The organism is Paracidovorax wautersii (assembly GCF_900113035.1).
Lineage (GTDB): Bacteria > Pseudomonadota > Gammaproteobacteria > Burkholderiales > Burkholderiaceae_C > Paracidovorax > Paracidovorax wautersii.
Genome location: NZ_FONX01000002.1, coordinates 294,508 through 315,463, shown reverse-complemented (window position 1 = coordinate 315,463; position 20,956 = coordinate 294,508). Strand labels below are relative to the sequence as shown.

The following is a 20,956-nucleotide window of genomic DNA, read 5'->3' as shown; positions in this document are numbered from 1 at the left end:
CATGAACGACGCCGCCGCACTGCCGCCACCGCTGCCCCCGGGCGGCGGCGCCCCTGCCGGGTCTTGCGCCCCGGCCTGCGACGCCCCCTCCGCTGCGGCCGCCGGCCAGCGGCGGCTCAAGCAGGAACTGCACCGCGCCGAGCTGCGCAGGAAGGCCTCCGCGCTCGCGCTGATCGCCCCGCTGGCACTCTTTCTGCTGGTGGTGTTCGCGATCCCCATCGGCGCGCTGCTGCAGCGGGCCGTCTCCAGCCCGGAAATCCCCGACGCGCTGCCGCAGGCCGTGGCCGTGCTGGAGCACTGGGACCGCCGCTCGCTGCCGCCCGACGCCGCCTTCACGGCGCTCGCCGCCGACCTGGCCGCGGCCCGCCAGGGCAACGGCGTGGGCGAGCTCGCGCGCCGGCTCAACAACGAGATCAGCGGCTACCGCTCCCTGATCACCAAGACGGCGCGCGCCCTGCCGGCCGAAGGCGACGCCCGGGCCGCGCTGATCGCCATCGACCCGCGCTGGGGCGAGCTGCCCTACTGGCAGGCCATCGCCAAGAACGGCAGCCGCACCACGCCCTTCTTCCTGCTGGCCTCGCTCGACCTGAAGCAGGACAACCTGGGCCACATCCAGAAGGCGCCTGACGAAGGCGCGATCTACCTGGACATCTTCGGCCGCACGCTCTGGATCGGCGCGCTCACCACGGGCCTGGCGCTGCTGATCGCCTTCCCGCTCGCGTACTGGGCCTCCACCCTGCCCGCGCGGCAGGCCAACCTGGTGATGATCTGCGTGCTGATCCCGTTCTGGACTTCGGTGCTGGTGCGCATCGCCGCCTGGGTGGTGCTGCTGCAGCAGTCGGGCCTGGTGAACGGCGGGCTGCTGGCGCTGGGCGTGATCCAGGAGCCGCTGGCCCTGCTGTTCAACCGCACCGGCGTGACCATCGCGATGGTGCACATCCTGCTGCCCTTCATGATCCTGCCGCTCTACAGCGTGATGAAGGCCATTCCGCCCACCTACCAGCGGGCCGCCATCTCGCTGGGCAGCCACCCGTTCGCAGCGTTCTGGCGCGTCTATGTGCCGCAGACCTATGCGGGCATCGCCGCTGGCGTACTGCTGGTGTTCATCACCGCCATCGGCTACTACATCACGCCAGCGCTGCTGGGCGGGCCCGGCGACCAGATGGTGAGCTACTACGTCGCCTACTTCACCAACCAGGCCGTCAACTGGGGCATGGCCTGCGCGCTCGGCGCCCTGCTGCTGGCCGCCACGCTGGTGCTCTACGCCGTGTACCAGCGCATCGTGCAGACGAACGCCAACGCCAACATCCGCTGACCATCACCGGGGAACGACTTCCATGCGCTCGCTGCTCCACACCTTCCCGCCCTATGCCACGCTGGCCGAACGCGTCTGGTACTACGCGCTACGCGTTCTGTGCGTGCTGGTGCTGCTCTACCTGGCCCTGCCCATCCTCGCCATCGTGCCGCTGTCGTTCAGCGACAGCAGCTTCCTGGCCTATCCGATCAGCGGCTTCTCGCTGCGCTGGTACCGCAACCTGTTCGAGGCCGAGGAATGGATGCGCGCCGCGAAGAACAGCTTCATCGTCGCGCCGGCCGCCACCCTCATCGCGACCGTGCTGGGCACGCTGGCCGCCACCGGGCTGAGCAAGGCGGAGTTCCGCGGCAAGGCGCTGCTGATGGCGGTGCTGATCTCGCCCATGGTGGTGCCGGTGATCGTGGTCGGCGTGGGCATGTACCTCTTCTTCGCGCCGCTGGGCCTGTCGGACAGCTACACCGCGCTGATCCTGGCCCACGCCGCGCTGGGCGCGCCCTTCGTGGTCACCACCGTGCTGGCCACGCTGCAGGGCTTCAACCACAACCTGGTGCGCGCCAGCCTGAGCCTGGGCGCCGGCCGGCTCACCACCTTCTTCCGCATCACGCTGCCGCTGATCGCGCCGGGCGTGATCTCGGGCGCGCTCTTCGCGTTCGCCACCTCGTTCGACGAGGTGGTGGTGACCCTGTTCCTCGCCGGCGCCGAGCAGGTGACGCTGCCGCGCCAGATGTTCACCGGCATCCGCGAAAACATCAGCCCGACCATCGCCGCGCTGGCCACCATCCTGATCGTCTTCTCCACCACGCTGCTGCTGGCGCTCGAATGGCTCAGGGGCCGTGCCGCCCGCCGCGGCGCCTGAGGCAAACCACCCATGCTCACACTGAACAACCCCTCGCTCCTGCGCCAGCAGGCCTTCCTCGCCGGCCGCTGGTGCGACGCCGACAGCGGCGCCACCTTCGCCGTCACCAACCCCGCCACCGGTGAGGTGATCGGCCATGTGCCCGACATGGGCGCGCATGAGACGCGCCGCGCCATCGACGCGGCCCAGGCAGCCTGGGCGGGCTGGCGCCGCCGCACGGCCAAGGAGCGCAGCGCCATCCTGCGCCGCTGGAACGACCTGATGCTCGCGCACGCCGACGACCTCGCGGCGATCATGACCGCCGAGCAGGGCAAACCGCTGGCCGAGTCGAAGGGCGAGATCGCCTACGCCGCATCGTTCATCGAATGGTTCGCCGAAGAAGGCAAGCGCGTGCACGGCGACACGCTGCAGTCCCCGGCCGGCGACAAGCGGCTGCTGGTAGTCAAGGAACCCATCGGCGTCTGCGCCGCCATCACGCCCTGGAACTTCCCGGCCGCGATGATCACCCGCAAGGCCGGCCCCGCCCTGGCGGCCGGCTGCACCATGGTGCTCAAGCCGGCCGAAGGCACGCCCTTCTCGGCGCTGGCGCTGGCGGCCCTGGCCGAAGAGGCGGGCGTGCCGGCCGGCGTCTTCAGCGTGCTGACGGGCGATGCGCGCGCCATCGGCGGCGAACTCACCGCCAACCCCATCGTGCGCAAGCTGAGCTTCACCGGCTCGACCGAGGTGGGCCGCCTGCTGATGGCGCAGAGCGCGCCCAGCATCAAGAAGCTGTCGCTGGAGCTGGGCGGCAATGCGCCCTTCATCGTGTTCGACGATGCCGACCTGGACGCCGCCGTGGCCGGCGCCATGGCCTCCAAGTTCCGCAACGCGGGCCAGACCTGCGTGTGCGCCAACCGGCTCTACGTGCAGGCCGGCGTCTATGACGCCTTCGCCGCAAAGCTGGTGGCGGCCGTACGGGCGCTCAAGGTGGGGCCGGGCACCGAGCCCGGCGTGGAGCAGGGCCCGCTGATCGACGCGGCGGCGCTGGACAAGGTCGAGGCGCACATCGCCGACGCCGTCGCCCAGGGCGGCCAGGTGCTGACGGGCGGCAAGCGCCATGCGCTGGGCGGCACCTTCTTCGAGCCGACCGTGGTGGCCGGCGCCCGGCCCGGCATGCGGGTGGCGCGCGAAGAGACCTTCGGCCCGCTGGCCCCGCTGTTCCGCTTCGAGACCGATGCCGAGGTGGTGCAGCTGGCCAACGACACCGAGTTCGGCCTGGCCAGCTATTTCTTCAGCCGCGACATCGCCCGCGTCTGGCGCGTGGCCGAGGCGTTGGAATACGGCATGGTCGGCATCAACACCGGGCTGATCTCGAACGAGGTGGCGCCCTTCGGCGGCGTGAAGCAGTCGGGCCTGGGGCGGGAAGGTTCGTCCTACGGCATGGACGACTACCTGGTCGTGAAGTACCTGTGCATGGGCGGCCTCGCGAGCCTCTGAACCGGCGCAGGGCCCGGGCGCGAGGGGGCCGCCAGCGCCCTCTCGCCATGCAAATCATAGCTATGAGCGCAGGCGCAACAAGCGCAGAGCGGCATTTTCGCCGCAATCCTGCGGGCCTTGCCGGCGCCCGTCAGTTCTCGATCATCTCCCGCACCTTGCCCGCCAGCGCCTCCATGTCGAAGGGCTTGGTGATCACCTGCATGCCGTATTCCAGCAAGCCGTTGCCCACCGCCGCGTTCTCGGCGTAGCCGGTGATGAACAGCACCTTCAGCTGCGGCCGCGTCACCCGGGCCGCGTCGGCCACCTGGCGGCCGTTGAGGCCGCCGGGCAGGCCCACGTCGGTCAGCAGCAGGTCGATGCGCCGGTCGGACTGCAGGATGTGCAGGCCCGCCTGCCCGTCTCCGGCCGAGATGACCTGGTAGCCCATGTCCTGCAGCTCCTCCACGATCAGGCTGCGGATGGTGCCCTCGTCCTCGATCACCAGCACCACCTCGCCGTCGGCCTGGTGCGCGTAGCGCGTGCGCTCCTGCTCCAGGTCGGGCTCGGCATCGCCCAGATGGCGCGGCAGGTAGAGGCACATGGTCGTGCCCTCGCCGGGCTCGGAATAGATGCGCACCTGGCCGCCCGACTGGCGCACGAAGCCATAGACCATCGACAGGCCCAGCCCCGTGCCCTGGCCCATGGGCTTGGTGGTGAAGAAGGGGTCGAAGGCGCGGGCCACGACGTCGGGCGTCATGCCCGAGCCGGTGTCGGTCACGCAGATGGAGATGTACTGGCCGGGCGGCAGCTCGCGCTCGCTGCCGGCGCGGTCGTCCAGCCACTTGTTGGCGGTCTCGATGGTGAGGCGGCCGCCGTGGGGCGCCATGGCGTCGCGCGCGTTGATGCACAGGTTGAGCAGGGCGTTCTCCAGCTGCGGCGCATCGACCTTGGTGAGCCACAGCCCCCCGGCGCCCACCACTTCCAGCTCCACCGACGGGCCCACCGTGCGGCGCACGATCTCCTCGATGCCGGCCACCAGGCGGTTGACGTCGGTGGGCTTGGGGTCCAGCGTCTGGCGGCGCGAGAAGGCCAGCAGCCGCTGGGTGAGCGATGCGGCGCGGCGCACCGAGGCCTGCGCCATGCCGATGTAGCGCTCGGCGTTGTCGTAGCGCTGCGCGGCCAGGCGCTTTTCCAGCACCTGCAGGCTGGCGCTCATGCTGCCCAGCAGGTTGTTGAAGTCGTGCGCGATGCCGCCCGTGAGCTGGCCGATGGCCTCCATCTTCTGCGCCTGGCGGAAGTGCGCCTCCACCTCCATCAGCTCCTGCGTGCGCTGGGCCACCTTGCGCTCCAGCGATTCGTTGACCTCGCGCAGCTGCGCCTCGGTGCGCGCACGCTCCACGGCCGTGCGCGTGCGGCCGGCCACTTCGCGCATGAAGTCGCAGTCCTCGTCACTCCAGTCGTGCCGGCCGGCATGGCTGGCGAAGAGCAGCGCCACCAGCCGGCCCTGCTCCAGCACCGGCACGTGCAGCAGGGCGGACACGCCGCGCTCCTGCAGGGCGGGCAGCGCGGCGCGGGTGCGCTCGTCGGCCGCCACATCGGCGATGCGCACGATGCGGTCGGCCTTGAGGTCATCGACGAAGCTTCCGTAGTGGCGCAGGTTCAGCCGGCCGGCGACCGAGGCCACGCCCGGCTGCGTCCAGTCGCAGGGCACCGTGGCGTCTTCGGCGCTGTGGTCCACCAGCGCATAGCCGGCGCGGCTCACGCGCAGGGTGCGGCCCAGCAGCTCGGCGGCAGCGGCGCAGATGTCGTTGGCGGAATCCAGCACGCGCAGCAGGTCGGTGAACTGCGCCAGCGCCGCGCGCCGGCGCTCGGCCTTCATGCGGCCGGTGACGTCCACGCCCTCCACGAAGATCCCGGTGACCACGCCCTGCGCGTCGCGGATGGGCTGGAACACGAAGTCCACGTAGTGCTCGCCCTCAGGCGAGTCGTAGCGCGCGCCGTGGGCCGTGAGGGCCTCGCCGCTGCGATAGACGCCGTCGAGCAGCTGCAGATAGCCCTGCGAGACGATTTCGGGCAGCGCCTCGGCGACGGTCAGCCCGATGAGGGCACGCGGGCCCACCAGGCGCCGGTAGCCGGGGTTGGCCATGACGATGCGGTGCTCGGGCCCGTCGAGCATCACCATGAAGCTCGGGGACTGGTCGAAGAGCTGGGCGAAACGCTCGCGCTCGGTGGCCAGGCGCCGCTCGGCCTCCACCTTGGCGGAGGTGTCGGAGACCAGCGCCAGCACGCCGCAGGGGCTGCCCTGCTCGTCGGTGATCGGCGAATAGTGCAGGTTGAACCACACCGTCTCCAGCGTGCCGTGCAGGTTCAGCTCCAGGGCGATGTCGTGGTAGTCCAGCGTGCCGCCCGCCATGCACACGCGCAGCACGTTGTCGTTGAAGTCGCGGGCCTCGGGCCAGGCATCGCCCACCGGCATGCCCAGGATGCCCGGGTGGCGCTGGCGGCTGAACGCGGCATAGCCCTGGTTGTAGAGCAGCGTGCCGCCTTCGCCCCAGATCAGCGCCATGGGCACCGACGAGCGCAGCATGGTGGCCACGGCCACCCGCAGATGCACGGGCCATTGCGCGAGCGCGCCGACCGGCGTGGCGGCCCAGTCGAAGTCGGCGATGAGCTGGCCCATGGAGCCGGTGCCCGTCAGAAAGGGCGGCACGGAAGGTTCTGCGCCCGGTGTGGTGGATGACATGCAGTGTCTGCTTTCCGATATGTCTTTGTTCTTTTGGCTGGCCGGCGGCTCTCAGGGCGCCCGGGGCGGCACGGCATCGACCGCAGCGGCCATGGCGGCAGCGACGCGGCGTGATGCTGGCCACGGGCAGGACGAAGGAAGGCGCGCGCATCGCATGGCTGGCACCTGCTCAATCCGGGTCGCGGTACACGGGCGCGGGCGTGGCCCGCCCGCCCGAGGGGGCCGAGCCAGGACCTGCGCTGCCGCTGCTGCCGCCGCCGAAGAGACGCCGCAGCGTCTCGCCCAGCCGCGCGCCCAGCGCCGTGCCCACCCCGGGCGCCACGGCGGTGCCGACGGCGGCGCCCGCCAGCGCTGCGGGCGGCAGGCTGATGGAGGGGTCGGCCACGGTGCCGGAGAAGGTCAGCGGCACGCCGACCACGCCTTCGACCAGATCGACGGCGATGTCGCCCTGCACCCGGCCGCCCTGCACCACCGCGCTGCCCGTGGCGGTGAGCACGCTGGAGGTGGCGCGCAGGTCCGAATAGCGCACGATGGTGCCGTCGCGGTCGGCCTCGGTGCTCACGACGCCGCTGAAGCGGTCCAGCGGCGTGCTGCCCTTGCGCTGCTGGCCGGCGCTCTTCACGGCGCGCTCCAGGTCGAAGGTGAGCAGCCGCGCCTGGGGCATGTCGAAGCGGGTGCGGGTATGCAGCGAACGCAGGGCCTCGGCCGGATCGGCGCCCTCGGCGATCAGGTCGGCATGGCCGCTGGCCCGGCCCGCCACGAGGGAGCGGCGATCGAACGCGGCCATGAGGCCGACCACATCGACGTTGCGGAAGTCGATGGCGCCGGTGACGCGCCAGCGTTCGCCCAGCACCTGCAGCCGCAGCGTGCCCTGCTCGGTGCGGCCGCCGGCCGTCACGTCGGCGCGCCAGCGGTCTTCGTCGCCTTCGCGGGTGATCTCCAGGCGGGCCGGCTCGGCCGCGCCCTCGCGCTCCAGCACGCCGCTGCGGGGACGCCAGCCGGCGTCGAACCGCACCTGGCCCGCATAGGCCAGCGCCCGGCCGGTCCGCGAGACCCAGCGCACGCCGCGCCATTCGGCCGACTGCAGCGGCGTGGCGGCGAGCCGCAGCGGGCCCAGGCCGGCCTCGGTGGCATCGGCGGCATCGCCCTCACGCGGCTGGATCTGGAATCCGGACAGCGAGGGCTGCGGCACCGTGGCGTCTTCCAGCACCAGCCGGGTGATCGCCAGGCGCAGGTGCAGCAGGTCGGACCAGGCCGCCTCGGCGGTGATGCGCGCGGCGGTCACGGGCTCCGGCTGCTCGGTGGCCACGCCTTCGAGCACCAGCCGGGGCTCGGGCCAGAGCGACCACTGCAGCCGCTGCACGGTGACGGGCACGCCGAGCGCGTCCGAGGCCTCGGCCTCCACCTGGCGCGCCAGGGCCTCGTCGGACGGCAGCCAGAGCCACGCCGCCAACGCAGCCAGCGCAGCCAACGCCGCGACGGCCAGCAAGCATGAGGCCAGTGCGATCCACACGGTGCGGCGCTGAAGCATGGGCGGGGCGGCGGAAAAGGAGAAGGAAGAGAAAGGGGGGAAGCGGAGGGCGACACGAGCCGGCGCAGGCGTCCGGCAAAGCAGGCGCCCTGCAGACGCGATGAAGCTCGATTCGAGGGTACCAGCGGCGCGCCGAATCGGCCCGTCGTCCCCGGCCTACACGGAGTGTGCGGCAAACGCCCGGTTTCTGCTCGCCAGCCCCTACACTTCGCGCCGTCCGGGCGAGCCGCCCGCCGCACACACGCATTCCCCCAGCAACCCCCATCCAAGACCCAGGAGGCCCGCCCTTGTCCCATTACTTCCCCCGCTGGCGCGAAACCCACGCGATCGAAGGCACCGTCGTCGCCCCCGACGAACGCCTGCCCTGGGGCCAGACCACCGTCATGGGCGTGCAGCACGTGATCGCCATGTTCGGCTCCACCGTGCTCGCCCCCATCCTCATGGGGTTCGACCCGAACGTGGCCATCCTGATGAGCGGCCTGGGCACGCTGATCTTCTTCCTGGTGACCGGCGGGCGCGTGCCCAGCTACCTGGGTTCGAGCTTCGCCTTCATCGGCGTGGTGATCGCCGCGTCGGCCTACGCCGGCAAGGGCCCCAACGCCAACATGGGCGTGGCGCTGGGCGGCATCATCGCCTGCGGCCTGATCTACACGCTGATCGGCGCGCTGGTGCAGGTCATCGGCACCGGCTGGATCGAGCGCTTCATGCCGCCCGTGGTCACGGGCGCGGTGGTCGCCGTCATCGGGCTGAACCTGGCGGGCATCCCCGTCAAGAACATGGCGGCCAACAACTTCGAGAGCTGGATGCAGGCCGTGACCTTCGTCTGCGTGGGCCTGGTGGCCGTGCTCGCGCGCGGCATGGCGCAGCGCCTGCTGATCCTGCTGGGGCTGATCGCCGCCAGCATCGTCTATGCCGTGTTCACCAACCTGCTGGGCTGGGGCAAGCCGGTGGACCTGTCCGCCCTGGCGGCCGCGCCCTGGCTGGGCCTGCCCAGCTTCAGCGCGCCCGTCTTCAGCGGCCCGGCCATGCTGATGATCGCGCCCGTGGCCATCATCCTGGTGGCCGAGAACCTGGGCCACATCAAGGCCGTGACGGCCATGACCGGCCACAACCTGGACCGCTACATGGGCCGCGCCTTCATGGGCGACGGCATCGCCACCATGGTGAGCGGCAGCGTCGGCGGCACGGGCGTGACCACCTATGCCGAGAACATCGGCGTGATGGCCGCCACCAAGATCTATTCGACCGCCGTGTTCCTGGTGGCCGGGCTGATCGCGCTGGCGCTGGGCTTCAGCCCCAAGTTCGGTGCGCTGATCCAGGCCATTCCGCTGCCCGTGATGGGCGGCGTCTCCATCGTGGTGTTCGGCCTGATCGCCGTGGCCGGCGCCAAGATCTGGGTGGACAACCGGGTCGATTTCTCCGACAACAAGAACCTCATCGTCGCGGCCATCACCCTCATCCTGGGCACGGGCGACTTCACGCTGAAGTTCGGCGAATTCGCGCTGGGCGGCATCGGTACCGCCACCTTCGGCGCCATCGTGCTCTACGCGCTGCTGAACCGCCGCCGCTGAAGCACGCAGGGCAGACGCCGCCCGCTGCGGCGGCGATCACTTTGCGGCATGGGGGCCAAGCCGGGTGCAAAACCCGGCTGCTACCATCTTGCGCTCCGGCGACCCGCCGCCTTGCGGAAGATCAAGACCCATGCCTGCACAGGCCCCCGACACCCTGTCCGACCGCGTGCGCTACGCGGATTTCCATTCCCGCATCATGACCGCCGAACAGGCGGCCGCCCTGGTGCCCCACGGGGCCAACGTGGGCATGAGCGGCTTCACCGGCGCCGGCTACCCCAAGGCGCTGCCCCAGGCGATCGCGGCGCGCGCCACCGCCGAGCACGCGGCCGGCCGGCCCTACAGGATCAACGTATGGACGGGCGCCTCCACCGCGCCCGAGCTGGACGGGGCCCTGGCCGAGGCCGACGCCATCGGCCTGCGCCTGCCCTTCAACACCGACCCGCGCTGCCGCCAGAAGATCAACGCCGGCAGCATCGACTTCATCGACATGCACCTCTCGCACGTCGCGCAGCAGGCCTGGTTCGGCTTCCTGGGCCCCATGCAGGTGGCGGTGATCGAGGTGCTGGGCGTGACCGAGGACGGCCACCTGATCCCCTCCACCGCCGTGGGCAACAACAAGACCTGGCTGGAGATCGCCGACCGCGTGATCCTGGAGGTCAACACCCGCCCGCCCGCCGAGATGGCCGGCATGCACGACATCTACTACGGCACGGCCATTCCGCCGCGCCGCGTGCCCATCGCGCTCACGCATGCGGACGACCGCATCGGCCAGCCCTACCTGAAGGTGGACCCGGCCAAGGTGATCGCCGTGGTGCCCACCCACCAGGGCGACCGCGACAACACCTTCGCGCAGCCCGACGAGAACTCCAACCTCATCGCCGCAGCCATCATCGACTTCCTCGCGCACGAGATGAAGGCCGGCCGCCTGCCGCAGGAGATGCTGCCCATCCAGTCCGGCGTGGGCAACGTCGCCAACGCGGTGCTGGCGGGCCTGCTCACCGGCCCGTTCGAGAACCTGCTGGGCTTCACCGAAGTGCTGCAGGACGGCATGCTGGACCTGCTGCGCGCCGGCAAGATGAGCCGCGCATCGGCCACCGCCATCTCGCTCAGCCGCACGGCGTATGAAGACTTCGAGCGCAACATCGGCTTCTACCGCGACCGCATCATCCTGCGGCCGCAGGAGATCTCGAACCACCCCGAGCTGGTGCGCCGGCTGGGCGTGATCGCCATGAACTCGATGATCGAGGCCGACATCTACGGCAACATCAACTCCACCCACATCATGGGCTCGGCCATGATGAACGGCATCGGCGGCTCGGGCGACTTCGCCCGCAACGGCTACCTGTCGTTCTTCGTCACGCCCTCGGTGGCCAAGGGCGGGGCCATCAGCTGCATCGTGCCCATGGTCTCGCACGTGGACCACACCGAGCACGACACGCAGATCATCGTCACCGAACAGGGCCTGGCCGACCTGCGCGGCCTCTCGCCGCGCCAGCGCGCGCAGGTCATCATCGACCGCTGCGCCCACCCCGACTACCGCCCCATGCTGCAGGACTACTTCGACCGCGCCCGCGCCGGCGCCGCGCAGCACACGCCGCACCTGCTGGGCGAGGCCCTGAGCTGGCACCAGCGCTGCCTGGAAACGGGCAGCATGCGCAAGCAGCCCTGACGGGGCCCAGCCTGCAGGCGGGGGCCCGGCCCGCCCGCGTCGCCCCCGCGCCTGCACGTTCTGGCGCAGCGCACCATAATTTCCTGCCGACCACCCCGCCCCCTGCGGGCCGGGGCCGCGTGCGGCCCGACAAGACACACGACAACAGGAGATCTCACCGCCATGCCGTCCATCTGGAAACGCCCCATCGAACTCTCGATGCTCAACACCGGCGCACCCACCGCCCTCACCCACCTGGGCATCGAGTTCACCGAGATCGGCGAAGACTTCGTGCGCGGCCGCGTGCCGGTCGATGACCGCACCAAGCAGCCCTTCGGCCTGCTGCACGGCGGCGTCAGCGTGGTGCTGGCCGAGACGCTGGGCTCCATCGGCGCGACCTTCGCTGCGCCCGAAGGCTGGCGCGCCGTGGGCCTGGACATCAACGCCAACCACCTGCGCTCGGCCACCAGCGGCTGGGTGACGGGCACGGCCCGGCCGGTGCACATCGGCCGCACCACGCAGGTCTGGCAGATCGACATGGTCAACGACGAGGGCGAGCTGACCTGCGTCTCGCGCCTGACCATGGCCATGCTCGCACCGCGCTGAAGCGCCCACACATCAAGCGCTTTCAGCTATCGATTAGATAGCAACCTCACCCCGCCGCTCGCGGGCGGCCACCGAGGCCGCGCCGCCTTCGGCCCACACGTCGAGCCGGAAATCCGCCTCCTGCAGCGCCACGGCATGCCCCAGGGCCAGACGCGCGTGCAGGCGGCTGTGGACGGCATCGCCCGCCAGCGCGCAGCCTGCGATGGGGTGGCGCCAGTGGCAGGCGGCCACCACGCCGCCGGGCGCGAGGGCCGCGCGCGCGCAGGCCGCCAGCCGGTCGATGTCGGCGGGCGCCAGGTAATAGACGAATTCGCTCAGCACGATCAGGTCGAAGCGGCCGGGCGGCCAGTCGTCCGGCAGCCAGAGGCGCGCGCAGGCGACATGGGCCTGGCCCGCCAGCCGGGCCGCCGTGGCGGCCACGGCGCGCTCGGCGCCGTCGCTGGCCAGCAATTGGCCGCAGCGCGGCGCAAGTTCCTCGGTGAGCAGGCCGGTGGCGCAGCCGGGCTCGAAGGCGCTGGCGTAGCGCGCATGCGGCAGGCTGGCCAGCAGCAGGCGGCGCTTGCGCGCCTCGTACCAGCTGCCCTCGAAGCGCCAGGGGTCGCCGCTCGCGGCATAGAGCGCATCGAAGTCCTGGGCCGCATGGCGCGGCGGCGAGGCCGTCATGCAGGCGCGAAGAAGGTTTCGAACGGCCAGGCGGCGCGCTGCACGATGGCCGCATCCAGCACCGGGCCTGCGCCATCCACTCCCGCGACGCCGCCGGCACGCGGGGCGAGCTGCGAGCGGTGATGTGCCAGCGCCATCTGCTTGCGGGCCACCGCGCAGGCGGCTTCGGAGCCGCCCAGGCGCAGGGCGCGCAGCCGCTGCCACGGAATCTGCGCATGGGCGGGCTCGGCCCAGTGCCACATCCAGACCGGTGCCTCCCAGAGCGTGGCGCCGGCGGCGCGTGCGGCTTCGGCAGCGGCGGCGCCGCAGGCTTCGTGGTCCGGGTGGCCGTCCAGCCGCCAGGTGCTGACGACCACATCGCCCGGCGCCAGCGCCTCGTGCAGCGCACGCGCCAGCGCGGGCCGCTGCTGCGCCACGCCGCCATCGGGCAGGCCCAGCAGCCGCAGCGGCGTACCCTGCAGGCCCAGGGCGCGCAGGCCGGCCAAGCGCTCCTCGCGCCGGGCGGCGGCCAGCGCGGGCGCGGCCCAGGCAGGGTCGCCCGCATGGCTGGCCTCGCCGTCGGTCACGCCGATGATGAGGCTGCGCCCGCCTTGCTGGGCGTGGGCCTGCATCAGGAGGCCGCAGGCCAGCAGCTCGTCGTCGGGGTGCGGCGCCACCACCACCAGGCGTTGCCGGGCCGGGACGATGTCCGCCACGCCCAGGCGCGCCACCGGGCGGGCGGTGATCCATTCCTGCCAGGCGGCGGGCGCATGCAGCGGCTGCGGGCCGATGTGGCGGGCAGCGGCAGCGAGAGGCGCTGCAGGCGCGGCGGCCGGCAGGCTTCGGAGGTCTTCCATCACAGCGACCATGGCAGGGTCTCCTCGTCGTGGTTCAGGGGCAGGGCGGCCACGCGCTCGCCCAGGGTGGCGTCGTCACGCTCGGCATGGCTTTGCCGGATGAAGACGGGCAGGTCGGCCGCCCGGCGGGCGAAGTCGGCATCGCGGCAGAACGGCGTGGCGCCCAGCGCGCGGCCGACGTCGTCGAGCACGCGGCGGGCACAGGCTTCGGCCGCCTGACGGGCACGCAGCGCGGCGCGCAGGGCGTCGTCTTTCGGGTGCGCATCGATCCACGCGGCGGCCTGCTGCAGCAGCGCGGCGGTGGCGCCCAGCGCCACGTCCACCCGGCCCAGCGCCGCCAGGCGAAAGGGTGTGCGCAGCGCGGCGGGCGACTGGGCCACGGCAGCATGCAGGGCACCGCCCAGCGCCCGCGCGCCGCCCCACCAGCAGGCCGCGATGCCGGCGCCGCCCTGCCAGAAGCCGGGCCGCGAGAGGTAATCGCCCACGCCGCCCACGAGCACGCCGCGGGCCTGGTGGAAGGAAACGTCGCCGCTGGAGCTGTCGGCCATGCCGATGGCGCGCCAGCGCTGGGTGGAGACGCTGATGCCGGTCTGCAGCAGATCGACCGCCACCAGCTGCGGCCCGCGCCCGTCGGGCCACCAAGCGGTGAGCAGCGCGTGCGTGGCGTGCTCGGCGCCCGAGCACCAGGGCTTGGTGCCGGTCAGCCGCACGGTGCCTGCGCCGCCATCCGCATCGGCCTGCAGCGTCACGCGCTCGCCCGGCGGCTCGGCCGCCCAGGTGCACCACATCGACTGCGCGTGGCTGCCGACGATGTCCTGCGGCGCCCGCAGCTCGCTCAGGATGGCGAGCGCATCGGCATGCCCTTCGTAGAGCTTGGCGAGCGAGAGATCGTGGTGCGCCACCTCGGCCAGGGCCTGCCAGCGCTCCAGCGTGCGGCCCTGCGCGGGCAGCGGCAGCTGGGCATGGCCGGCGGCCACGAGCTGCTGCATGCGCACGCCGGGGCTGAGGCGGCGGCCATCGGCCAGCGCGAGCTTGAGGGCCGGCAGCGTGGTCGGCACGGGGGGCGGTTCGGCCGCCGCGCGCCGGGCGCCGGTGTCTTCCATGAGCGCGCTCATGCGAGCGCTCCCGCCGCCGCGCGGGCCGCCGTCGCCGCCCGCAGGCCCACGAGGTGCGCGCCGAAGCCGGCCGGCGCGCGGAAGCGGCTGCGCGCGCTGGTGGCGACGCGGGGCAGGTTGGTCCAGGCGATGCGGGCGCCCGAGGCTTCGAGCGCGCGCACCAGGGCCACGTCCTCGCCCGTGCGCAGCGCGGCGAAGCCGCCGGCCCGCTCATAGGCCGCAGCGCTCACGCCCAGGTTGGCGCCGTGGATGTGGCGGTGCCCCGGCCGGTCGGAATAGCCTGCGTGGTAGAGGCCTTGCACATCGCTGCCGTAGCCGCACCAGTCGCGTACCTCGACCGTGCCGCAGACCGCATCGCTGGCGAGCCAGAGGTGCTGCACGAGCCAGTCGGGCGCCACGGTGGAATCGGCATCGGTGAAGCTCAGCCAGCGCGCACCGGCCTGCAGCGCCTGGCGTGCGCCAGCGGCCCGCGCGGAGCCCACGTTGCGCGCCTCCAGCCGCACGGTCTGCACGCCCAGGCCCTGCGCGATCGACTCCGACGCATCGGAGCAGGCATCGAGCGCGACGACGATGCGCACGCCCTCGCCCGCCAGCGTCGCATGGCGGGCCGCGGCCTGCAGCGACTGCAGGCAGTCGGCGAGGCAGCCCTCTTCATCGTGCGCTGGCACGACGACGCCGATCATGGCCGCCCTCCGGACACCGCCGCAGCCTGGGAGTCATCGTCGTGATGCGCCATGGAGTTCCTCTCTGGTATGGCTTGCCAAGCTAAGCGGCGAGGGCGCACCGGATCGTAGGAAGACAGCGCGCCCTGCCGTAGAAGCCTGGCCGCCACGGCACGGCCATGCGGCGCCGCACGGGGGGCGAGCACGGCTTTTCCCGCAGCGTCCTACAGGCCGCCGCACGGGCCTGGGGCACAGTCGCCGGCATGGGTCCGCACGCCCCCTGATCCGCTGATCCGCTGATCCGCTGATCCGCCCGCACGCCACCACACAACTCACCGAACCGGAAAGCCCCCCATGACCGCCTGCGGAGCCCCTTGCCCATGAACCACTGGGCCGACCGTCTCGCCAAGCGCGTGCGCAGCGCCGCATGGGCCGTGCCGGGCCTGCCGGTGATCGCGCTTGCGGTGCGCAACTACGTCATGCACCAGAGCGCCAACCAGGCCGGCAGCATGGCGTTCTCCACCGTGCTGGCGATGTTCCCGCTGCTCATCCTGCTGTCGGCCAGCGCCGGCTACATCGGCCAGCCCGGCGATGCGGCGGCGCTGGTGCAGCGCGTGCTGGACTACGCGCCCGGCGTGGTGCGCGAGGCGCTGCAGCCCGTGGTGCAGGAGGTGCTGGCGCAGCGCAACCAGGCGCTGCTGACCATCGGCGTTCTGGTCACGCTGTGGACGGCCTCGTCGGGCATGCAGGCCGTGCGCACGGCGCTCAACCGCTCCTACGGCATCCAGCGCGGCATGCCGTTCTGGAAGGCGCGCATCAAGGTCACGCTCTTCACCGTGGTGGTGGGCGGCGGAGTGCTGCTGGCCTTCAGCTCGGTCATCGTCATGCCCTACGTCTGGCAGCTGCTGGAGCAGCAGATGGGCGCCGATCCCGACGCGCCCTGGCTGCGCAACAGCGTGCGCTACGGCACGGCCTTCCTCGTGGTGGCGGTGCTCTATGCGCTGCTCTACGGCGGCCTGCCCGACCTGCGCCAGCGGCTGCGCACCGTGGTGCCCGGCGCCATCGTGGGCGCGGCGCTGTGGGTGGGGGCCGCCGCCACGCTGTCGTACACGCTGCGCAGCGCGGGCAAGCTGGCGCTGATCTACGGCAGCTTCGCGGGCGTGGTGGCGACCCTGGTGTTCCTCTACGCGAGCGCGACCACGCTGATCTTCGGCGCCGAGGTGAACGGCGTGCTGCGCGAGCGGGCGCGCAAGCCGCAGGCCGAAGCGGACGATGCCGCGCCGCAAGGCGCACCCGCGCAACCACGGGCCTCCGCCGATCAGCCAGGATAGAAAACCGCCGCAAGCGCAGGCGCCACCTGCGTCTGCAGCTATTTTTTCAGGAGCAAATCGGCCAGACGCCGGAGCGCTTCTTCGGCCGAGGCTTCCAGCCCGCAGGAGCGCGTGATCATGAGATTGAGCCGCTGGCCCAGCCCCTCGACCATCATGCCGCCGTCCCGCTCGCGCACCATGCCATCGGCGCCCCGCACGCAGGGGATGGCGGCGCTCACGCGCGCTTCGTAGCTGTCCGCAGGCACGTGGTAGGCCACCACCGGCTTGCCGAGGGCGATGGCGTAGCCGACCTCGAACACCGTGCCCGAATCGGGCTCCAGTCCGCGGAAGGCCTGCAGGTTGGCGGCCACGCCGTCGGCCTGGCGCAGCAGCGCGATGTTGCCGTCGTAGATGCCCTGGGCCAGGGCATCGTCCGAGCCGCGCTCCGCATGGGTGTCCACCTGCGTGTCGGTGGGGGCCATGCCTTCCAGGCCCAGGGCGGCGCACTGCGCCTTCAGGCGCGCGAACAGCGCGGGCGCGTCGGGGTGGAAGACGTCGGGGCCCGCCAGATAGATGCGTGGGCGCATGGCGGCTGCGCTGCGCAGCGTCACAGGCCCAGCTGGGCCAGGGCGGCCTGCAGGCCGGCCAGGCCGCCCACGCGCTGGTCGTTGATGAAGACCTGGGGCATCTGGCGCACGGACGGGCCGCACTTCTGGAAGAAGGCCAGGCGCTCGGCCTCGTCGTCGATCTTGATTTCTTCGAAGGGCATGGAGCGCGCCTTCAGCAGCATCTTGGCGGAATCGCACTGCGGGCAGGCGGACTTCGAGTAAATGACGATCTTCAGTTCCATGGGCACGTAGTCTATGCGCCGTCCGATGCCTGCTGCGGCTGCTGCGCTGCCATGCGCTGGCTCCTCCAGTACACGTCGTCGCCGCCGTCCATGCGGTTGAGCACGCGGGCCAGCACGAACATCAGGTCCGACAGGCGGTTCAGGTAGCGGCGCGGCGCATCGCGCAGCGGCTCTTCGGCGCCCAGCGCCACCACCGCGCGCTCGGCACGCCGCGCCACCGTGCGGCAGACGTGCGCCTGCGCAGCGGCGCGGGTGCCGGCCGGCAGGATGAATTCCTGCAGCCGGGGCAGCGTGGCGTTGTGCAGCGCGAGGGCCTCGTCCAGCTGGGCCAGCGCCTCGTCCTTGAGCAGCTCGAAGCCCGGGATCGACAGCTCGCCGCCCAGGTTGAAGAGTTCGTGCTGCACGCTCACCAGCAGCTCGCGCACCGCATCGGGCAGCGGCTCGCACAGCAGCAGGCCGATGTGCGAATTGAGCTCGTCCACATCGCCCATGGCGTGCGGGCGCGGGCTGTTCTTGGAGACGCGGGTGTTGTCCCCCAGCCCCGTGGTGCCGTCGTCTCCGGTGCGCGTGGCGATTTGTGTCAGGCGGTTTCCCATGGCGTGTTTTCTCCTGGATTGGCGTTGTCACGGCGATTTTGCGTTACACGGGCCAACCGATTGTGTGACCGGGCAACGGCCGGCAAAAGTGCTGGCCGGCAGCGCTCCGGCACGCTGCAATAGGGGCCTGTTCAACGCATTTCGAGGAGCCAGACCCCATGCCCCGATCCCCGTCAGGAAGGTCTTTTCCGTTCGATGCCCGCAGCGTGATGCTGTTCGCAGCCATCGCGGTAGGCGGCGTGACAGCGCAGGCGCAAAGCCCCACGCCCACCAGTTCAGCCAGGCTGGCGACGTCGTCATCGACCTCCAGCAGCTCTGCGCCCCGCGCCGCATTGGGCGGCGCAACCCTTGCCGAAACCACCCGGGCGGATCGCTCCGCCAGAACAGGAGGACGCCAACGCTGAAGATCGCACAACCCCTCTTTTCACTCACTCATTCATTCCTCACTGATTGATTGATATTTCATGGCCTGCGGCCCGCCGTCCTCCACCAGGGGCGGCGGGCCTTTTTCCTGGCATGAGCGGGCACGGTCGGCCTCGGGCCTGGCGGCCTCGCGCTTGAACGCTGGCAGATAGCGCCTGCGGCCCACGGATCGGCAGTGCCGGCTCCGCGCCACCGGGTATCCGAGCGGCGCACGGCCCGCTCACCCCCACAGGGAGCGGGCCCTGTCAGGTGGGCGCATCCCAGAGCTGCAGCAGCGCATCGTCCGGCTGGCCGGTGCAGGCCTGATCCGTACCGAACCGCATCGTCCAGGCCTCGCGCTCCGTGAACGCGGGCCAGCCCGGATCACCCGATTCGGCAAATCGGGCCCAGCACCGATGCATGGCCTGCGACAGCGCCGGCGGTGGCGACGGGCCGGTGAATTCCAGGCCCTGGGGCGTGCGCAGGTTGGCGAAGACGAAAGGCAGCTCCACCGCATGCGCGGCCCCCAGGCGGCCGCCGGCCTGGAGCGAGGGCCACTCGAAGCTGTAGCGGTGAGCGCCCCCCGTGCAGCGCGACGCGAGCAGGGCGATGCCGAGCGCCGGCGCGCGGTAGTAGTAGTCGGCCTGCAGGGCCGCCAGCAATGCGCCCGGCGTGGCACGGCCGCCATCCACCCGCGCGCGGTAGGTGGCGACGAGCGCGGTAGGCAGCTCGGCATCCTCGGCGAAGGCATCGACATGCGCGTCCGTGGCCTGGTCCCACAGGCCCGTGGGCAGGTGGTAGAGGCGCATCTCGTCGGCATTGCTGCCCACCAGGATCTGCAGCGCGCGCGCCTGCGCGGGCTGTGCGGCCCAGAGCTGCTGCATGGCCACGAGCGGCGAAGCCGGCAGCACCTGCCCGTCCACCACGGGCCGCAGCGGAAAGAACTGCCGCCCGCCCAGGCCCATGCGCCGGCGCAGCGCCGGGTCCACGGCCAGGCGGTGCACGGCGTGCAGCACTGCGGGCAGCGGGGCCTGGGCCAGGGCCTCACGCTCGGGCGCCACGCCAGCCAGCGCGGCGACGGCTTCCCGCGCTGCGGCCGCTTCTACCGGCGTCTGGCAGGCCACGCTCGGGCTTTGCAGGATGGCCCGCTGGAACAGGCCCTGTGCCTGCGGCATGCCCAGCAGGCAGGCCAGCGCGCCCGCGCCTGCGGACTGGCCGAACACCGTGACGCGTTCCGCATCGCCGTTCCAGGCACCGATGTGCCGGCGCACCCATTGCAGGGCTGCGACGATGTCGAGCAGGCCCCGGTTGTCCGGTGTGCCGGGGATCTGCAGAAAGCCGTCGATGCCCAGGCGGTACTGCACCGACACGAACACCACGCCGCTGCGGGCCCACGCGGCGCCGTCGTAGAGCGGGTCGCTGGCGGCGCCCCGGAAGAAGCCGCCGCCGTGGACCCACACCATCACGGGCAGCGGGCGCCCGGCATCCGTCGGCGCCCAGATGTTGAGCGCCAGGCAGTCCGGTCCGCCCACCACGGGCGTGTGCGCGTGCGCCACACGCGGCAGCTGAGGTGCGGCGGGCGCGAACGCCAGCGCATCGCGTACGCCCTGCCACGCCGGCTGCGGCGCGGGCGGCTGAAAGCGCAGCGCACCGAACGGCGCCTGGGCATAGGGAATGCCCCGGAAGACCCGCAGGCCGGCCTCCACGCGGCCGCGCAGGCGCCCGCCGTGGTCCAGCACGGCTTCGCAGTACGCGGCGGGAGCGGCCTGCGTCATTCGGTGGCCAGGCCCAGCTTGTCGATCAGCGGGCGCCACACGGCGGCATCGCGCTCGGCCCAGGCACGCACGTCGCGCGGCGTGGAGGCGGTGAGGCTCACGTTCATGGCCTCGAAGCGCGCCTGGTAATGCGCGTCAGCGCGGCACTTTTCCGTGGCCGCGTTCAGGCGGTTGATCACGTCGGGCGGCGTTCCGGCGCGGGCTACCACGGCGATCCACGACGGGCGTGCCAGGTCGGCTGCGGCCGGCAGCGCCTCGGCGATGGTGGGCACGCCAGGCAGCAGCGGCGAGCGCTGCGCGCCGAACACGGCCAGCGCGGTCAGCTTGCCGGCCTTGACCTGCGCGGCGGCCGTGCCCATCACCAGGGTCATCGCCTGGATCTGCTGGCCCATGAGGGCCGTGAGCCCCGCGCCCTCGCCCACGAACGGGACGTGCGTGCCGGGCGCGCCCATCTTGTCCAGCAGCGCCGAGGTCAGCAGGTGCGCCGGGCTGCCCTTGCCGGGCGAGCCGAAGTTGACGCCGCCGGGCGTGGCGTGCGCGAGCTTGTCCAGGTCCTGCAGCCGCGCGATGCCGCTGCCCGCGGGCACGGCCAGCACCAGCGGCGAGGTGCCGAGCACCGCCACGCCGTCGAAGTCCGCCAGCGGGTCGTAGGGGCGCTGGCGGTACACGTACGGCGTGATGCTCATCTGCGACATGCCGATGCTCATGAGCGTGTAGCCATCGGCCGGCTGGCCCTTGAGGAAATTCACCGCCAGGATGCCGTTGGCCCCGGGCTTGTTCTGCACCACCACGGGCTGGCCCAGCTCGCGCGCCGCGCAGTCGGCCCAGATGCGGGTCATGGCGTCCGAGCCGCTGCCCGGCGGCTGCTGCGCGACGATCTGGAGGAGCTTGGCCGGGTACGCGGCCGGCGGCTGGGCGTGGACTGCAGGCAGCAGGGCGGCGCAGGCCAGCAGCGCTGCGGCCGGCACCCGGCCATGGGTGCGGAAAGCATGGAACGGCTTCATGGGATGTCTCCTGGTACT

At 71.9% G+C, this 20,956-nt stretch carries 18 protein-coding genes; 7 read left to right on the top strand and 11 right to left on the bottom strand.

All coding sequences use genetic code 11. The features are described 5' to 3' along the window. The first annotated feature begins 1 nt into the window (after position 1). From BM070_RS03990 to BM070_RS03980, 3 genes are read left to right on the top strand one after another with little or no spacing between them, the layout of a single operon-like run. A complete protein-coding gene (locus tag BM070_RS03990; RefSeq protein ID WP_092937815.1) occupies positions 2-1,315 on the top strand; it encodes an ABC transporter permease in 1,314 nt (437 codons plus the stop codon). A gap of 22 nt (positions 1,316-1,337) precedes the next feature. Further along, positions 1,338-2,171: an ABC transporter permease gene (locus tag BM070_RS03985; protein ID WP_092937813.1), complete on the top strand. Its 834-nt coding sequence runs from the start codon at positions 1,338-1,340 to the stop codon at positions 2,169-2,171. Between the two features lie 12 nt (positions 2,172-2,183). Next, entirely contained in the window at positions 2,184-3,647 is a 1,464-nt protein-coding gene (locus BM070_RS03980; protein ID WP_092937811.1) for an NAD-dependent succinate-semialdehyde dehydrogenase, read from the top strand. A 130-nt stretch (positions 3,648-3,777) separates the two neighbouring features. Here BM070_RS03980 and BM070_RS03975 read toward each other — a convergent pair whose 3' ends face one another. Further along, entirely contained in the window at positions 3,778-6,369 is a 2,592-nt protein-coding gene (locus BM070_RS03975) for an ATP-binding protein (protein ID WP_092937809.1), read from the bottom strand. Positions 6,370-6,538: 169 nt separating this feature from the next. Beyond that, positions 6,539-7,900 carry an AsmA family protein gene (locus tag BM070_RS03970; protein ID WP_092937807.1) on the bottom strand — a complete coding sequence of 454 codons (1,362 nt, stop codon included), beginning with the start codon at positions 7,898-7,900 and terminating at the stop codon, positions 6,539-6,541. Positions 7,901-8,187: 287 nt separating this feature from the next. Here BM070_RS03970 and BM070_RS03965 point away from each other — a divergent pair, with 287 nt between their 5' ends. The 3 genes from BM070_RS03965 to BM070_RS03955 all read left to right on the top strand — a co-directional run bounded on the left by BM070_RS03965 (position 8,188) and on the right by BM070_RS03955 (position 11,725). Next, on the top strand, positions 8,188-9,471 hold the full coding sequence (locus BM070_RS03965; RefSeq protein WP_092937805.1) for a solute carrier family 23 protein: 1,284 nt from the start codon (positions 8,188-8,190) through the stop codon (positions 9,469-9,471). 130 nt (positions 9,472-9,601) lie between these two features. Beyond that, a complete protein-coding gene (scpC, locus tag BM070_RS03960; RefSeq protein WP_092937803.1) occupies positions 9,602-11,140 on the top strand; it encodes a succinyl-CoA:acetate CoA-transferase ScpC in 1,539 nt (512 codons plus the stop codon). A 162-nt stretch (positions 11,141-11,302) separates the two neighbouring features. Continuing rightward, entirely contained in the window at positions 11,303-11,725 is a 423-nt protein-coding gene (locus tag BM070_RS03955; protein WP_092937801.1) for a hotdog fold thioesterase, read from the top strand. A gap of 33 nt (positions 11,726-11,758) precedes the next feature. Here BM070_RS03955 and BM070_RS03950 read toward each other — a convergent pair whose 3' ends face one another. Genes BM070_RS03950 through BM070_RS03935 form a run of 4 tightly spaced genes read right to left on the bottom strand, consistent with a single transcriptional unit; the run spans position 11,759 to position 15,022 of the window. Beyond that, positions 11,759-12,388, bottom strand: coding sequence for an SAM-dependent methyltransferase (locus BM070_RS03950; protein WP_092937799.1), 630 nt, complete (start codon positions 12,386-12,388; stop codon positions 11,759-11,761). Continuing rightward, complete coding sequence (locus BM070_RS03945) at positions 12,385-13,236, bottom strand: PIG-L deacetylase family protein (RefSeq protein WP_245785102.1); 852 nt, start codon at positions 13,234-13,236, stop codon at positions 12,385-12,387. Before BM070_RS03945 ends, BM070_RS03950 begins: the two co-directional genes overlap by 4 nt. Next, entirely contained in the window at positions 13,224-14,339 is a 1,116-nt protein-coding gene (locus BM070_RS03940; RefSeq protein WP_245785101.1) for an acyl-CoA dehydrogenase family protein, read from the bottom strand. Before BM070_RS03940 ends, BM070_RS03945 begins: the two co-directional genes overlap by 13 nt. Further along, a complete protein-coding gene (locus tag BM070_RS03935; RefSeq protein ID WP_092937795.1) occupies positions 14,336-15,022 on the bottom strand; it encodes a glycosyltransferase family 2 protein in 687 nt (228 codons plus the stop codon). The genes BM070_RS03940 and BM070_RS03935 overlap by 4 nt, the downstream gene beginning before the upstream one ends. A gap of 359 nt (positions 15,023-15,381) precedes the next feature. On the opposite strand from BM070_RS03935, the gene BM070_RS03930 reads away from it, so the two are divergent. After that, positions 15,382-16,332 (top strand): YihY/virulence factor BrkB family protein, encoded by a 951-nt coding sequence (locus BM070_RS03930; RefSeq protein ID WP_092937793.1) that lies wholly within the window; start codon positions 15,382-15,384, stop codon positions 16,330-16,332. A 38-nt stretch (positions 16,333-16,370) separates the two neighbouring features. Here the strand turns inward: BM070_RS03930 and BM070_RS03925 are convergent, their stop codons facing one another. The 5 genes from BM070_RS03925 to BM070_RS03905 all read right to left on the bottom strand — a co-directional run bounded on the left by BM070_RS03925 (position 16,371) and on the right by BM070_RS03905 (position 20,938). Further along, positions 16,371-16,898: a nucleoside 2-deoxyribosyltransferase gene (locus BM070_RS03925; protein WP_092938140.1), complete on the bottom strand. Its 528-nt coding sequence runs from the start codon at positions 16,896-16,898 to the stop codon at positions 16,371-16,373. Positions 16,899-16,918: 20 nt separating this feature from the next. After that, positions 16,919-17,161: a glutaredoxin family protein gene (locus BM070_RS03920; RefSeq protein WP_092937791.1), complete on the bottom strand. Its 243-nt coding sequence runs from the start codon at positions 17,159-17,161 to the stop codon at positions 16,919-16,921. 11 nt (positions 17,162-17,172) lie between these two features. Further along, entirely contained in the window at positions 17,173-17,757 is a 585-nt protein-coding gene (locus tag BM070_RS03915; protein WP_092937789.1) for a cob(I)yrinic acid a,c-diamide adenosyltransferase, read from the bottom strand. Between the two features lie 668 nt (positions 17,758-18,425). Beyond that, on the bottom strand, positions 18,426-19,934 hold the full coding sequence (locus BM070_RS03910; protein ID WP_092937787.1) for a carboxylesterase/lipase family protein: 1,509 nt from the start codon (positions 19,932-19,934) through the stop codon (positions 18,426-18,428). Continuing rightward, on the bottom strand, positions 19,931-20,938 hold the full coding sequence (locus BM070_RS03905; protein WP_092937785.1) for a Bug family tripartite tricarboxylate transporter substrate binding protein: 1,008 nt from the start codon (positions 20,936-20,938) through the stop codon (positions 19,931-19,933). The genes BM070_RS03910 and BM070_RS03905 overlap by 4 nt, the downstream gene beginning before the upstream one ends. Positions 20,939-20,956 lie beyond the last annotated feature (18 nt).

What these genes read in the sequence shown, in the direction of transcription:
- BM070_RS03920 (WP_092937791.1), bottom strand. Translation starts at nt 17,161, where the DNA reads ATGGAACTGAAGATCGTCATTTACTCGAAGTCCGCCTGCCCGCAGTGC.
- BM070_RS03985 (WP_092937813.1), top strand. Translation starts at nt 1,338, where the DNA reads ATGCGCTCGCTGCTCCACACCTTCCCGCCCTATGCCACGCTGGCCGAA.
- BM070_RS03990 (WP_092937815.1), top strand. Translation starts at nt 2, where the DNA reads ATGAACGACGCCGCCGCACTGCCGCCACCGCTGCCCCCGGGCGGCGGC.
- BM070_RS03915 (WP_092937789.1), bottom strand. Translation starts at nt 17,757, where the DNA reads ATGGGAAACCGCCTGACACAAATCGCCACGCGCACCGGAGACGACGGC.
- BM070_RS03925 (WP_092938140.1), bottom strand. Translation starts at nt 16,898, where the DNA reads ATGCGCCCACGCATCTATCTGGCGGGCCCCGACGTCTTCCACCCCGAC.
- BM070_RS03930 (WP_092937793.1), top strand. Translation starts at nt 15,382, where the DNA reads ATGAACCACTGGGCCGACCGTCTCGCCAAGCGCGTGCGCAGCGCCGCA.
- BM070_RS03975 (WP_092937809.1), bottom strand. Translation starts at nt 6,369, where the DNA reads ATGTCATCCACCACACCGGGCGCAGAACCTTCCGTGCCGCCCTTTCTG.
- scpC (WP_092937803.1), top strand. Translation starts at nt 9,602, where the DNA reads ATGCCTGCACAGGCCCCCGACACCCTGTCCGACCGCGTGCGCTACGCG.
- BM070_RS03950 (WP_092937799.1), bottom strand. Translation starts at nt 12,388, where the DNA reads ATGACGGCCTCGCCGCCGCGCCATGCGGCCCAGGACTTCGATGCGCTC.
- BM070_RS03970 (WP_092937807.1), bottom strand. Translation starts at nt 7,900, where the DNA reads ATGCTTCAGCGCCGCACCGTGTGGATCGCACTGGCCTCATGCTTGCTG.
- BM070_RS03935 (WP_092937795.1), bottom strand. Translation starts at nt 15,022, where the DNA reads ATGATCGGCGTCGTCGTGCCAGCGCACGATGAAGAGGGCTGCCTCGCC.
- BM070_RS03955 (WP_092937801.1), top strand. Translation starts at nt 11,303, where the DNA reads ATGCCGTCCATCTGGAAACGCCCCATCGAACTCTCGATGCTCAACACC.
- BM070_RS03940 (WP_245785101.1), bottom strand. Translation starts at nt 14,339, where the DNA reads ATGAGCGCGCTCATGGAAGACACCGGCGCCCGGCGCGCGGCGGCCGAA.
- BM070_RS03905 (WP_092937785.1), bottom strand. Translation starts at nt 20,938, where the DNA reads ATGAAGCCGTTCCATGCTTTCCGCACCCATGGCCGGGTGCCGGCCGCA.
- BM070_RS03910 (WP_092937787.1), bottom strand. Translation starts at nt 19,934, where the DNA reads ATGACGCAGGCCGCTCCCGCCGCGTACTGCGAAGCCGTGCTGGACCAC.
- BM070_RS03945 (WP_245785102.1), bottom strand. Translation starts at nt 13,236, where the DNA reads ATGGTCGCTGTGATGGAAGACCTCCGAAGCCTGCCGGCCGCCGCGCCT.
- BM070_RS03980 (WP_092937811.1), top strand. Translation starts at nt 2,184, where the DNA reads ATGCTCACACTGAACAACCCCTCGCTCCTGCGCCAGCAGGCCTTCCTC.